The 14,005-nt window shown below is 70.5% G+C and carries 8 protein-coding genes; 6 read left to right on the top strand and 2 right to left on the bottom strand.

The window, feature by feature from the left end:
* The first annotated feature begins 75 nt into the window (after window positions 1-75).
* The 5 genes from BLV02_RS18475 (at window position 76) to BLV02_RS18455 (ending at window position 11,301) form a co-directional block, all read left to right on the top strand.
* Window positions 76-1,821 (top strand): alpha/beta hydrolase, encoded by a 1,746-nt coding sequence (locus BLV02_RS18475; protein ID WP_069110691.1) that lies wholly within the window; start codon window positions 76-78, stop codon window positions 1,819-1,821.
* 233 nt (window positions 1,822-2,054) lie between these two features.
* Window positions 2,055-2,666: a 50S ribosomal protein L10 gene (rplJ, locus tag BLV02_RS18470; protein WP_069110690.1), complete on the top strand. Its 612-nt coding sequence runs from the start codon at window positions 2,055-2,057 to the stop codon at window positions 2,664-2,666.
* A gap of 79 nt (window positions 2,667-2,745) precedes the next feature.
* Window positions 2,746-3,138 (top strand): 50S ribosomal protein L7/L12, encoded by a 393-nt coding sequence (gene rplL / locus BLV02_RS18465; protein ID WP_069110689.1) that lies wholly within the window; start codon window positions 2,746-2,748, stop codon window positions 3,136-3,138.
* A 692-nt stretch (window positions 3,139-3,830) separates the two neighbouring features.
* The gene (gene rpoB / locus BLV02_RS18460; RefSeq protein WP_069110773.1) at window positions 3,831-7,301 is read left to right on the top strand and encodes a DNA-directed RNA polymerase subunit beta; all 3,471 of its coding nucleotides are present in this window, start codon (window positions 3,831-3,833) and stop codon (window positions 7,299-7,301) included.
* Between the two features lie 88 nt (window positions 7,302-7,389).
* Window positions 7,390-11,301 carry a DNA-directed RNA polymerase subunit beta' gene (locus tag BLV02_RS18455; protein WP_069110688.1) on the top strand — a complete coding sequence of 1,304 codons (3,912 nt, stop codon included), beginning with the start codon at window positions 7,390-7,392 and terminating at the stop codon, window positions 11,299-11,301.
* Window positions 11,302-11,355: 54 nt separating this feature from the next.
* Here the strand turns inward: BLV02_RS18455 and BLV02_RS36580 are convergent, their stop codons facing one another.
* Window positions 11,356-11,511, bottom strand: a complete 156-nt coding sequence (locus tag BLV02_RS36580) for a hypothetical protein (protein WP_171906704.1) — start codon at window positions 11,509-11,511, stop codon at window positions 11,356-11,358.
* On the bottom strand, window positions 11,478-12,779 hold the full coding sequence (locus tag BLV02_RS18450) for an ADP-ribosyltransferase (RefSeq protein ID WP_141711504.1): 1,302 nt from the start codon (window positions 12,777-12,779) through the stop codon (window positions 11,478-11,480). Before BLV02_RS18450 ends, BLV02_RS36580 begins: the two co-directional genes overlap by 34 nt.
* 299 nt (window positions 12,780-13,078) lie before the next feature.
* Here BLV02_RS18450 and BLV02_RS18445 point away from each other — a divergent pair, with 299 nt between their 5' ends.
* Window positions 13,079-13,837: a hypothetical protein gene (locus BLV02_RS18445; RefSeq protein ID WP_069110685.1), complete on the top strand. Its 759-nt coding sequence runs from the start codon at window positions 13,079-13,081 to the stop codon at window positions 13,835-13,837.
* Window positions 13,838-14,005: the final 168 nt, after the last annotated feature.

The raw sequence follows: 14,005 nt of genomic DNA, 5'->3' as shown, positions 1-14,005 counted from the left end.
GACCGCCGCGAGCCAGTCCGCTGGCTCGCGGCGGTCGTGCTGTCCTGTCCGTGCCGGCGTCGGGACGTGGTACCGGTGACGCAGCTGCTCGACCGGGGCGCGTCCGCCCGTCGCGGGCTGCCGTCGGTGCGGGAGATCCCGGTGCTCGGCCGGTTCCTGGTCTGGCTGCGGCCCGACTACGGCGGCCTGATCGGCGCCGTCTGCTTCTTCTGCTGGTCGCTGACGCCGACGTTGCTGCCGCGCACCTGGATCTACCAGGCGATGGTGAGCGGGCTGACGGCGACCATCGGCTACGCGCTCGGCGTCCTGATCGCCTGGGTGGTCCGGCTGATCGTGCGCCGGGCGCGGCCGCAGCTGCTGGCCCCGTCCGCACGGACCCGGCTGATCGCCTGGTGGGGCCTGGCGGGCGTGTCGGCCGCGGCGATCGCCTGGTATCTCGCCGACAACGCCGCCTGGCAGACCGAACTGCGCGCCCTGATGGACGTCGAGAGCCCCGGGCCCAACCACTACCTGCTGATCCTGCTGGTCGCCGGCGCCATCTTCGTGGTGTTCCTGGCGCTGGCCCGGCTGCTGCGCGGCGCGTCGCGGCGGCTGCGGCGGTTCTTCGGCCGCTGGGTGCCGCCGCAGGTCGCGCTGGTCGCGTCGGTGTTGGTCGTCGGCGGGGTGGCGTTCTGGTCGTGGACCGGCCTGCTCTACCCGACGCTGCTGGGCGTGGCCAACGACGCGTTCGCGGCGGTCAACATGGAGACCGAGGCCGGCAACAACTCGCCCGGCTCCGTGACGCACTCCGGCGGCCCCGGCTCGCTGGTGACGTGGGACTCGCTGGGCCGCAAGGGCCGCGAGTTCGTGTCGTCCGGCCCGACGGTCGACGACCTGACGGAGTTCAGCGGCCGGCCGGCGCTCGACCCGGTGCGGGCCTACGTCGGCATGGACTCCGCCGAGACGCCCGCCGGGCTGGCGTCGCTGGCCGTGCGCGAGCTGGAGCGGGCCGGCGGCTTCGACCGTCAGGTCCTCGTGGTGGTGACGACGACCGGCACCGGCTGGGTCGACGGCGCCGCGGCCGACGCGCTGGAGTACCTCTACAACGGCGACACCGCCATCGTCGCCCTGCAGTACTCCTACCTGCCCAGCTGGATCTCGTTCGTCGCCGACCAGGAGCAGGTGCGCATCGCCGGCGAGGCGCTGTTCGACGCCGTCCACGAGGCGTGGCTGGAGCGTCCGCCGTCGCAGCGGCCGAAGCTGCTCGTGTACGGCGAGAGCCTCGGCGCCATGGGCAGCGCGTCCGCGTTCGACTCGCTGGACGACCTGCGCTCGAAGGTCGACGGCGCGCTCTGGGTCGGCTCGCCCAGCCGGCACGGGCTGCGCACCGAGCTGACGGCCGAGCGCGACGCCGGCTCGCCGGCCCGGCTGCCCGTCGTCGATGGCGGCCGCGAGGTGAAGTTCTGGGGCGGCTGGCAGGAGCCGATGGACCTCACGTTCGACGACGGCCCGCCGGTGCTGTTCCTGCAGCACGCCTCCGACCCCGTGGCGCTGTGGTCGTGGGACCTGATGTTCGAGCGGCCGGAGTGGATCGACGAAGAGCACGGGCCTGACGTCCTGCCCACCCTCGACTGGTATCCGTTCGTCACGTTCTGGCAGGTCACTGCCGACATGGCGCTGTCGGCGACGGTCCCGGCCGGGCACGGGCACAACTACGGCGGCGAGCTGGTCGACGCCTGGCTGGCGGTCGCGCCGCCGGACGACTGGCCGGCCGGGCGCACCGACGAGCTGCGCGACATGGTGCACTCGTTCCAGGATCAGAAGACCGGCCCGTTCGGCTGATTTGGCGACGGCGCCCCGGTGCCCGTACGATGGACGCTGCCAAAGACCGCCGGTCTCACGTTCGCTCGTTGTTCGTGACGAAGGACCCACAGCCATGTGGGCGGCCCGCGCAGGTGAGAGACGAATGTCGCGCCGTCGGTGTTGCCGCCGGTCTTCTTCGCCCCGTGCCTGCGCCGGGGCGTTCTTCATGTCTGCGGGTCTCCTCCGGCACCACCATCTGGAGAAGGAGCCCCATGGCGAGGCCTGACAAGGCAGCCGCGGTCGCCGAGCTCGCGGACGAGTTCCGTGCCAGCAACGCGGTCGTGCTGACCGAGTACCGCGGCCTCACCGTCAAGCAGCTGACGGAACTGCGTCGGTCGCTCGGTGGGAACGCGTCCTACGCCGTGGTGAAGAACACGCTGACCAAGATCGCGGCGAAGGAAGCCGGGATCTCGGGGCTCGACGACTACCTCTCCGGCCCGTCGGCCATCGCCTTCGTCAAGGGCGACCCGGTCGAGGCCGCGAAGGGTCTGCGTGACTTCGCCAAGGCGAACCCCGTCCTCGTGGTGAAGGGTGGCCTGCTCGACGGGGCGCCGCTCACCGGCGAGGAGATCACGAAGCTCGCCGACCTCGAGTCGCGCGACGTCCTGCTGGCCAAGCTGGCCGGTGCGATGAAGGCTTCGCTGCAGAACGCGGTGTCGCTGTTCAACGCGCCGCTGGCGCAGACCGCTCGCGTCGTCGAGGCGCTGCGGCAGAAGGTCGAAGCCGAGGCGCCCGCCGCCGAGGCAGTCGAGGCGCCCGCCGCCGAGGCACCCGTCGCCGAGGCCGCCGACGCGGCCGAGACGACGGAGCAGAACGAGGGCTGAACGCCCGGGGGTCGTCCCACGGCCCCGAGCCCGTACGACAACCCGGCATTCAGCCGAACAGAGAAGGGAAACCGCCACCATGGCGAAGCTCAACACCGACGAGCTGCTCGACGCGTTCAAGGAGATGACTCTGATCGAGCTCTCCGAGTTCGTGAAGAAGTTCGAGGAGACCTTCGAGGTCACCGCGGCCGCCCCGGTCGCCGTCGCCGCCGCTCCGGGTGGCGCTGCCGCCGGTGGCGCCGCCCCCGCCGAGGAGGAGAAGGACGAGTTCGACGTCGTCCTCGAGTCCGCCGGCGACAAGAAGATCCAGGTCATCAAGGAGGTCCGCGCGCTGACGTCGCTCGGCCTCAAGGAGGCCAAGGACCTCGTCGAGGCCGCGCCGAAGCCGCTGCTGGAGAAGGTCAACAAGGAGGCCGCGGACAAGGCCAAGGAGGCCCTCGAGGCCGCCGGCGCCACCGTCTCCGTCAAGTGAGTCACTGACCCACTGACAGCCGCGGGCCCGGTACCCCTTCGCGGGGTGCCGGGCCCGTTCGCGTTCCCGGTGCGTCTTCAGATCGCCTCCGGTCGGCTCCCAGCCGAGTTGATCACGGAGAAGATCGGGGATCCCGGTGCGCCGGCACCCCCATTTTCTCCATGATCAACAGTCGCCGGGGCCGCCGTCGGGGCGAACCGGACGGCGGCTGGGCGGGCTGGCGGCGAACGGCCGCAAGGCGGCGAACGCGGCGGGCGCACACCCGTGAGCCCATCCAGAACCTGGGAATCGACGCCAGTCTGTTCGCCGTCAGCGAAATTTCCGGCTCTCGCCCCGATCCGCGCGACCAGGCCTTCCAGTCGCGCCGACCGGCCCCAGACCCGCGGCGCGCCACTGGATCGTACGTTCGGATGAGTCACCGATGGGCCGCTGAGCACGGCGAATGCGGCATTTCAGGTGCCACATCGGGGACAAGGGGGGCTTCGGTGCTTGACGTGGGGCGGCTGCGGACGAGATGCTGATCGGGCAGTGGGGTGGGGGATGCGAGACAGAAGGAAGCGCGGAGTGGCTGACCACTCGACAGCAGTGTGCCCATTGGGTTAGACTGCAGCTTTGCGCTGCCCTTCGCCGATGCTGCCCGCTTGGGTTGAGGACTGCGCGTGCATTCCGACCGTGTGCCCTCGGAAGGACCCCTGTTGGCCGTCACGCCCACCACCACTGCTGGCCCCAATGTCTCGCGTCGCATCTCTTTTGCCAAGATTCGCGAACCTCTCGACGTTCCGAACCTTCTCGCCCTCCAGATAGACAGCTTCGACTGGCTGCTCGGTAACGAGCGCTGGCAGGCGCGGGTCGCCGCCGCCGAGGCCGAGGGGCGCACCGACGTCAACACCACGTCGGGCCTGCAGGAGATCCTCGACGAGATCAGCCCCATCGAGGACTTCTCGGCGACCATGTCGCTGTCGTTCTCGAATCCTCGCTTCGAGGACCCCAAGAACAGCATCGACGAGTGCAAGATGCGCGACTTCACGTACTCCGCGCCGCTGTTCGTCACCGCCGAGTTCATCAACAACGAGACCGGCGAGATCAAGTCCCAGACCGTGTTCATGGGCGACTTCCCGCTCATGACCCCCAAGGGCACCTTCATCGTCAACGGCACCGAGCGCGTCGTCGTGTCGCAGCTGGTGCGGTCGCCGGGCCTGTACTTCGAGCGTTCGCTCGACAAGACGTCCGACAAGGACATCTACACCGCCAAGGTCATCCCGTCGCGGGGCGCCTGGCTGGAGTTCGAGATCGACAAGCGCGACATGGTCGGCGTCCGCCTCGACCGCAAGCGCAAGCAGAACGTCACGGTGCTGCTCAAGGCCATGGGCTGGACGAACGAGCAGATCCTCGAGGAGTTCGGCGACTACGAGTCGATGCGCGCCACCCTGGAGAAGGACCACACCACCACCCAGGACGAAGCGCTGCTCGACATCTACCGGAAGATGCGCCCGGGCGAGCCGCCGACGCGCGAGGCCGCGCAGCAGCTGCTCGAGAACGCCTACTTCAACCCGAAGCGCTACGACCTCGCCCGCGTGGGCCGGTACAAGCTGGGCAAGAAGCTCGGCGTCGACCTCGCGCTCGACCAGAGCACGCTGACCATGGACGACATCGTCGGCACGCTGCGCTACCTCGTGCGGCTGCACGCCAACGAGACGGAGCTGACGACCGGCGACACCACGGTGCCGGTCGAGGTCGACGACATCGACCACTTCGGCAACCGCCGCATCCGCACGGTCGGCGAGCTCATCCAGAACCAGGTCCGCACCGGTCTGTCCCGCATGGAGCGCGTCGTCCGCGAGCGCATGACCACGCAGGACGTCGAGGCCATCACGCCGCAGACGCTGATCAACATCCGTCCCGTCGTGGCCGCGATCAAGGAGTTCTTCGGAACGTCCCAGCTGTCGCAGTTCATGGACCAGACCAACCCGCTGGCCGGGCTGACGCACAAGCGCCGGCTCAACGCGCTGGGTCCGGGTGGTCTGTCCCGCGAGCGGGCCGGCATGGAGGTCCGCGACGTCCACCCGTCGCACTACGGCCGCATGTGTCCCATCGAGACCCCTGAGGGCCCGAACATCGGCCTCATCGGCTCGCTGGCCACGTACGGGCGCATCAACCCGTTCGGCTTCATCGAGACGCCGTACCGCCGGGTCATCGACGGCCAGGTCACCGACGACATCGAGTACCTGAGCGCCGACGAGGAGGACCGCCGGGTCATCGCGCAGGCCAACGCGCCGCTGACCGACGACAGCCGGTTCGCCGAAGACAAGGTGCTGGTGCGCAAGCGCGGCGGCGAGATCGAGACCGTGCCGGGCGCCGAGGTCGACTACATGGACGTCTCGCCGCGGCAGATGGTGTCCGTGGCCACGGCCATGATCCCGTTCCTCGAGCACGACGACGCCAACCGCGCGCTCATGGGCTCGAACATGCAGCGCCAGGCCGTGCCGCTGCTCCGCTCCGAGTCGCCGCTGGTCGGCACCGGCATGGAGTCGCACGCGGCCGAGGACGCCGGTGACGTCATCCTGGCCGAGAAGAGCGGTGTGGTCACCGAGCTGTCGGCCGACTACATCACCGTCATGGCCGACGACGGCACCTACCAGACGTACCAGCTGGCCAAGTTCCGCCGCTCCAACGCCGGGTCGTGCATCAACCAGCGCCCCGTCGTCGACGAAGGGCAGCGCATCGAGGCCGGCCAGGTCATCGCCGACGGCCCGTCCACCGAGCTCGGTGAGATGGCGCTCGGCAAGAACCTGCTGGTCGCGTTCATGTCATGGGAGGGCCACAACTACGAGGACGCCATCGTCATCTCGCAGCGGCTCATCCAGGACGACGTCCTCACCTCGATCAAGATCGAGGAGCACGAGGTCGACGCCCGCGACACCAAGCTGGGCCCCGAGGAGATCACGCGGGACATCCCGAACGTCTCCGACGAGGTGCTGGCCGACCTCGACGAGCGCGGCATCATCCGCATCGGCGCCGAGGTCACCAACGGCGACATCCTGGTCGGCAAGGTCACCCCGAAGGGCGAGACCGAGCTGACCCCGGAGGAGCGGCTGCTCCGCGCGATCTTCGGTGAGAAGGCGCGCGAGGTCCGCGACACCTCGCTGAAGGTGCCGCACGGCGAGTCCGGCAAGGTCATCGGCGTCCGGGTGTTCGACCGCGACGAGGGCGACGAGCTCCCGCCGGGCGTCAACCAGCTGGTCCGCGTCTACATCGCTCAGATGCGCAAGATCCAGGACGGCGACAAGCTCGCCGGCCGCCACGGCAACAAGGGCGTCATCGCCAAGATCCTCCCGGTCGAGGACATGCCGTTCCTCGAGGACGGCACCCCGGTCGACATGGTGCTGAACCCGCTGGGCGTCCCGAGCCGGATGAACCTCGGCCAGGTCATGGAGACCCACCTCGGGTGGGTGGCCAAGACCGGCTGGGAGGTCGAGGGCGACGACGAGGAGTGGAAGACGCGGCTGCGCGGCATCGGCGCGGCGTCGGCGCCGCCGGACACCAAGGTCGCCACGCCCGTCTTCGACGGCGCGCGCGAGGACGAGATCGCCGGCCTGCTCGGGTCGACGACGAAGACCCGCGACGGCGTCCGCCTGGTGGGTGGCGACGGCAAGGCCCAGCTGTTCGACGGCCGGTCCGGTGAGCCGTTCCCGAAGCCGGTGGCGGTGGGCTACATGTACATCCTGAAGCTCAACCACCACGTCGACGACAAGATCCACGCCCGGTCGACCGGTCCGTACTCGATGGTCACCCAGCAGCCGCTGGGTGGTAAGGCGCAGTTCGGCGGCCAGCGTTTCGGCGAGATGGAGGTCTGGGCGCTCCAGGCCTACGGCGCCGCGTACGCGCTGCAGGAGCTGCTCACCATCAAGTCCGACGACGTCCCCGGCCGGGTCAAGGTCTACGAGGCCATCGTCAAGGGCGAGAACATCCCCGAGTCGGGTATCCCCGAGTCGTTCAAGGTGCTGTTCAAGGAGATGCAGGCGTTGTGCCTCAACGTCGAAGTGCTCTCCAGTGACGGATCGCAGATCGAGATGCGGGAGACCGACGAAGACGTCTTCCGCGCGGCCGAAGAACTCGGAATCGACCTGTCCCGGCGCGAGCCGAGCAGCGTCGAAGAGGTCTGACGGTGGTGGGAGGCCGGTCCGCTGAGCCGGCCTCCCATTTCCGCCAGCCACCACAGACCTGAAACATCTGAGCGAGAGAAGGACACACGTGCTCGACGTCAATTTCTTCGACGAGCTACGCATTGGCCTCGCGACCGCCGACAACATCCGTGAGTGGTCGCACGGCGAGGTCAAGAAGCCTGAAACCATCAATTACCGCACGCTCAAGCCGGAGAAGGACGGGCTCTTCTGCGAGAAGATCTTCGGGCCCACCCGCGACTGGGAGTGCTACTGCGGCAAGTACAAGCGCGTCCGCTTCAAGGGCATCATCTGTGAGCGCTGTGGCGTCGAGGTCACGCGCGCCAAGGTGCGCCGCGAGCGGATGGGCCACATCGAGCTGGCCGCCCCCGTCACGCACATCTGGTACTTCAAGGGTGTGCCGTCGCGGCTGGGCTACCTGCTCGACCTCGCCCCGAAGGACCTCGAGAAGGTCATCTACTTCGCCGCCTACATGATCACCTGGGTCGACGAGGAGGCGCGGCACCGCGACCTGTCGTCGCTCGAGGGCCAGATCGACGTCGAGCGCAAGCAGGTCGAGCAGCGCCGCGACGCCGACATCGAGACCCGCGCGAAGAAGCTCGAGGCCGACCTCGCCGAGCTCGAGGCCGAGGGCGCCAAGGGCGACGCTCGCCGCAAGGTCAAGGAGTCGGCCGAGCGCGAGATGAGCCAGCTGCGCAAGCGCGCCGACGCCGAGATCGACCGCCTGAACGCGGTCTGGGACCGCTTCCGCAACCTCAAGGTCCAGGACCTCGAGGGCGACGAGCTGCTGTACCGCGAGATGCGCGACCGCTTCGGTCAGTACTTCCGCGGCGGCATGGGCGCGCAGGCCATCAAGGAGCGCATCGACGGCTTCGACCTCGAGGCCGAGGCCGAGAAGCTGCGCGACCTCATCCGCACCGGCAAGGGCCAGAAGAAGACCCGTGCGCTGAAGCGGCTCAAGGTCGTCTCGCCGTTCCTGACGACGAAGAACGACCCCCGCGGCATGGTGCTCGACGCCGTCCCGGTCATCCCGCCGGACCTGCGCCCCATGGTGCAGCTCGACGGTGGCCGGTTCGCGACCAGCGACCTCAACGACCTCTACCGTCGCGTCATCAACCGGAACAACCGCCTCAAGCGGCTGCTCGACCTCGGTGCGCCGGAGATCATCGTCAACAACGAGAAGCGGATGCTCCAGGAGTCCGTCGACGCGCTGTTCGACAACGGCCGCCGCGGCCGTCCCGTCACGGGTCCCGGCAACCGCCCGCTCAAGTCGATCTCCGACATGCTCAAGGGCAAGCAGGGCCGGTTCCGGCAGAACCTGCTGGGTAAGCGCGTCGACTACTCCGGCCGTTCGGTCATCGTCGTCGGCCCGCAGCTGAAGCTGCACCAGTGCGGCCTGCCGAAGGGCATGGCGATCGAGCTGTTCAAGCCGTTCGTCATGAAGCGGCTGGTCGACCTCTCGCACGCGCAGAACATCAAGAGCGCGAAGCGCATGGTCGAGCGCGCCCGCCCGGTCGTCTGGGACGTCCTCGAGGAGGTCATCGCCGAGCACCCGGTGCTGCTGAACCGGGCGCCGACGCTGCACCGTCTCGGCATCCAGGCGTTCGAGCCGCAGCTGATCGAGGGCAAGGCCATCCAGATCCACCCGCTCGTCTGCACGGCGTTCAACGCCGACTTCGACGGCGACCAGATGGCCGTGCACCTGCCGCTGTCCGCGGAGGCGCAGGCCGAGGCCCGCGTCCTCATGCTGTCCAGCAACAACATCCTCAAGCCGGCCGACGGCCGGCCGGTCACCATGCCGACGCAGGACATGGTGCTGGGCATCTACTTCCTGACCTCCGACCGGCCCGAGCAGGTCGGCGAGGGCCGGGCGTTCTCGTCCGTCGCCGAGGGCATCGCCGCGTTCGACCGCGGTGAGCTGTCGCTGCAGGCGCCCATCACCATCCGGGTGAACGACGTCGTGCCGCCGGCCGGCTACGAGACCCCGGAGGACTGGGAGGCGGGCCAGCCGCTGACGCTGCGCACCACCCTGGGCCGGGCGCTGTTCAACGAGGCGCTGCCGCTCGACTACCCGTTCGTCGACGCCGTCGTGGACAAGAAGCGCCTCGGCAGCATCGTCAACGACCTCGCCGAGCGGTACCCGAAGATCCAGGTGGCCGCCACGCTGGACGCGCTGAAGGAGATCGGCTTTCACTGGGCCACCCGGTCCGGCGTCACCGTCTCGTTCGACGACGTCGTGCCGCCGCCCACGAAGGCCTCCATCCTGGAGGGCTTCGAGTCGAAGGCCGAGAAGGTCGAGCGCAACTTCGCCCGTGGTGTCATCTCCGACGGTGAGCGGCGTGAGGAGCTCATCGACATCTGGACCGACGCCACCAACGCGGTCGACGTCGCCATGCGCGCGTCGTTCGCGTCGGAGAACGCCATCAACATCATGGTCACCTCCGGTGCCCGTGGTAACTGGATGCAGATCCGCCAGCTGGCGGGTATGCGCGGCCTGGTCGCCAACCCGAAGGGTGAGACCATCCCGCGGCCGATCAAGGCGAGCTTCCGCGAGGGCCTGTCGGTCGTCGAGTTCTTCATCTCGACGCACGGCGCCCGGAAGGGTCTGGCCGACACCGCGCTGCGGACCGCCGACTCCGGTTACCTGACCCGTCGTCTGGTCGACGTCTCCCAGGACGTCATCATCCGCGAGGTCGACTGCGGCACCGAGCGTGGTCTGTCCCTGCCCATCGCCACCACCGGCGCCGACGGCCGGCTGGTCGTCGACGAGCACGTCGAGACCTCGGTCTACGCGCGCTCGCTGTCCGAGGACGTCGTGTCGCCCGACGGCACCAAGGTGGCCTCGGCCGGCGACGACCTCGGCGATGTCGAGATCGGCCGCCTGGTGGCCGCGGGCGTCGAGAACGTCCGCGTCCGCAGCGTCCTGACCTGCGAGAGCAAGACCGGCGTCTGCGCCATGTGCTACGGCCGGTCGCTGGCCTCGGGCAAGCTCGTCGACGTCGGCGAGGCGGTCGGCATCATCGCCGCCCAGTCCATCGGCGAGCCCGGCACCCAGCTGACCATGCGGACGTTCCACACCGGCGGTGTCGCGGGTGAGGACATCACGCACGGTCTGCCGCGTGTGGTCGAGCTGTTCGAGGCGCGCGCCCCGAAGGGCAAGGCTCCGCTGTCGGAGTCGTCCGGCCGGGTCCGCATCGAAGAGGACGCCAAGGGCGCCCACGCGGTCATCGTCCCCGACGACGGCGGCGAGGAGCAGTCGTTCCCGCTGTCGCGGCGTGTGTTCGAGTGGACCAACCGGCGCGCCCCGGGCATCGCCCAGTGGCGTGTGCAGGAGGCCGACCGCGTCGACGTCGGTGAGCTGCTGCACTCCGGTACGGCCGACCCGCACGACGTGCTGCGGGTCCAGGGCCAGCGGGCGGTCCAGGTCTTCCTGACCGACCAGGTCCAGGAGGTCTACCGGTCGCAGGGTGTGTCGATCCACGACAAGCACATCGAGATCATCGTGCGGCAGATGCTGCGCCGGATCACCGTGCTCGAGAGCGGCACCACCGACCTGCTCCCCGGCGAGCTGGTCGAGCGGTCGCGGTTCGAGGAGGAGAACCGGCGTGCGGTCGCCGAGGGCGGTCAGCCGGCCTCGGGTCGTCCGCAGCTGATGGGCATCACGAAGGCGTCGCTGGCCACCGACTCGTGGCTGTCGGCGGCGTCGTTCCAGGAGACCACGCGGGTGCTCACGGAGGCGGCCATCAACGCCAAGTCCGACCCGCTGATCGGCCTGAAGGAGAACGTCATCCTCGGCAAGCTGATCCCGGCCGGTACGGGCCTGCCCCGTTACCGCAACCTGCGGGTCGAGCCGACCGAGGAGGCCAAGGCGGCCATGTACTCCATGGTCGACTACGGCGCCGACTACTCCGACTACGAGTTCGGCCAGGGGTCCGGCGAGGCCGTGCGCCTGGAGGACTACGACTTCGGCTCGTACAACTGAGCCGACGTCTCTGATCGCCGGCGCCGTCACCCTTCGCGGGTGGCGGCGCCGTCGTCATTCCTCGACGATCTCGAGGCCTTCGCGGCCGGCCTTCTCGCGCGCGATGCCGTCGGTCTCGGTCTCGTCCTCGTCGTCCTGGGCCGCGGCCCGTGCATAGGCGGCCTTCTCGGCGTCGCTCAGCTGGTCGTAGACGGTGCGGTCGAAGCGCATGACGTGACCTCCTCGATCAGGAAGCTCCAGCACTCGCGCCGATGGTCCCACGACCGATCGACGACGCGGAACCGCGTGCCGGGCGGGTACAGCACCTCGGCCTCGTGCGGGAACGACGACAGCGCCCGGATGTCGGCGCCGCTGTGCCCCACGACGGTGATGAAGGCGTTTCCGCCGCCCCGGAACGCGTCGGCCACCGACGGGCTCGCCGACGCACTGGCGAACCCCCGATCCGCCACGACGACGCCCGGCCGCCACCGCCGCAGCTGCGCCGCCGGCAGCGACGTGCCGCGGTAGGCGAGGCCGGCGAATCGGGGCAGCGCCGCCACCCCCGCCACCGCGTCGTCGACCAGCTGTCCCAGTGCCGCCCGTCGTTTCGCCGGAACCTCGGTGGGGTGGCGGAGGTACGCGTTCAGCTCGCCGGCCCCTTCGACCGTCGTGTAGTGATGCAGAGCGCGGCGCTGCGCGGACGTCAGCCGCTCCAGCGCCGCCCGCCCAGGTGTCGTGGCAGGGGCCGCTGCCGGGTCCGTCGCCGGCGCTGTGGCCGGGGTCGAGGCCGTGGCCGGGGTGGAGACCGGGGCTGGGGTGGAGACCGGGGCTGGGGTGGAGACCGGGGCTGGGGTGGAGACCGGGGCTGCGGTGGAGACCGGGGCTGGGGTCGAGACCGGGGCTGGGGTCGAGACGGGGGCCGAGACGGGGGTCGAGACCGGGGCCGAGACGGGGGTCGAGACCGGGGCCGGGGCCTGGGTGGTTGCCGTGGCGGGGACCGTGGCCAGCGCCGTTGGCGGTGCCGATGCGGCGGCCGAGGTCCTTGCCCGGGCTGGCGCCGCGACCGGTGCCGCTACCGGTGCCGTGGCCGGCGTCGTTGCTGGGGCCGTGCCCGTGGCGCATGCCGTCACCTGGGCCGGTGCCGCGGCCGTGGCGCATGCCGTCACCTGGCCCGGTGCCGGTCCGGCCGTCAGCGCCGAAACAGTGGCTGGGGCCGGAGCCTGCGCGGAGATCGGAACCGCCGCGGCCGCCGTCATCGCCGTCGGCAGGGGGCGCAGCAGCTCGTCGGCCTCGGCGGCCGCGGAGACGGCGGCGAGCGTCAGCGCCTCGGTGGCGGTCGCGAGCGCCTGTCGCATGGCCGCGGCGGCGTCGCGGAGGGCGTGCTGCTCGGACGATGACAGCGCCGCTCCGGCCCGCCGCTCGACGACGCGGACGTGGGAGAGCACCACCGCGGCGAGCCCGCCGGTGGCGTCGTGAACCGCGCCGGGCAGCTGCGCCAACCGGCGGGCGGCGGACCGGACGGGTCGCGCGGAGGACGAGAGGACCACACTTCCTATGGGTCGTTCGCGCACCCCGAATGTGACAGCGTCCCCGAGATCGATCTCGTTCTGCCTCGGAACGCGCTTCAACGCGCCGGGTGTCGGTGCCCGCCCGTAGGGTGGGACTCCCTCCCAGCCGGGCGGGCCATGTCCTCGTCGCCGCCGAAACACGTCGCCGCAGCCACCGCACCGCCGCAGCCACCGCACCAGCCGAGACAACGTCGCCGCCGAAAGGCACGCCGCCGCCAGAGGAGCAGCCGATGACCGAGCCGACCGTCGCCCTGTTGCGCGACGCCGGGGTGCTCGACGGCGAGGCGGACGAGTGGTACCGCGAGTGGATCCGCTGGACGCTGGCGGCCGGCCACACCCCGGCCGAGGTCGTCGGCATCGCCCGCGACGAGGGCGTCACCGCGACGACGTTCGCCCCGCTGGCCGGCCGCACCGTCTGGCGCGGCCCCGACGACCGCCCGTACGTCCGCATCGACGACGCGCGGCGGGCGGGGGAGCTGGCCCGGCTCACCGAACTGCTCAACGGCGGGCGGCCGAGTCGCAGCGAGCAACGCCGCCGCCGCAACCGCTGGTCCTACACCGGCCTGTTCGGCCTCAACCGCGGCGACGCCGGCACGGCGGTGAAGCGCGGAGCCCTGGTCGCGACCCCCGAGGGGACGATGATCACGGCGGCCGGCCGCCGTGCCCTGCGCGCGGTCCCGAACCCGGTCGACTGGTTCTCCGCCCGCGGCGGCACCACGTGGGGCGAGATCTACGTCGTCAACGGCTCGTTCGACGAACCCGCCGACGTGCTGCGTACGGCCATCGAGTCCGGCCGGCGCCCGCCCGGGTCCGGCGCGCCGAGCCTCGCCCGCCTGCTGCGGCACGAACGGGTGCACTCCGAGCAGTGGGCGCGCTACGGCTACGCGCGGTTCATCTGGGAGTACGTCATCAGGCACGATCCGCGCAAGCCGTGCGAGCATCCGCTCGAACGCGAGGCCGGCCTCGCCGACGGCGGCTACCGCTGCTGACGGCCGACCGCTCCGGTCGCCGCGGACGGGACCCGGCCGACGAGGACGTGGGCGGCGCACGGGACGACGGACCCGGCGGCGGGCCGGCGGGAGGCACCGCTAAGCTGTTGGTCGTCGCACCGGTCCGCACCGGGCCGCCGCCCGTGAACCGGCCGGCCACCACGACGG

The sequence above is a fragment of the Jiangella alba genome (assembly GCF_900106035.1).
Taxonomy (GTDB): domain Bacteria; phylum Actinomycetota; class Actinomycetes; order Jiangellales; family Jiangellaceae; genus Jiangella; species Jiangella alba.
Note: the sequence above shows the minus strand (reverse complement) of the source record. Positions and strands in the feature narration are given on the sequence as shown.

Coding starts and splice junctions, on each gene's coding strand:
- BLV02_RS36580 (WP_171906704.1), bottom strand. CDS start 11,511: ATGCGCTTCGACCGCACCGTCTACGACCAGCTGAGCGACGCCGAGAAG.
- rplL (WP_069110689.1), top strand. CDS start 2,746: ATGGCGAAGCTCAACACCGACGAGCTGCTCGACGCGTTCAAGGAGATG.
- BLV02_RS18445 (WP_069110685.1), top strand. CDS start 13,079: ATGACCGAGCCGACCGTCGCCCTGTTGCGCGACGCCGGGGTGCTCGAC.
- rplJ (WP_069110690.1), top strand. CDS start 2,055: ATGGCGAGGCCTGACAAGGCAGCCGCGGTCGCCGAGCTCGCGGACGAG.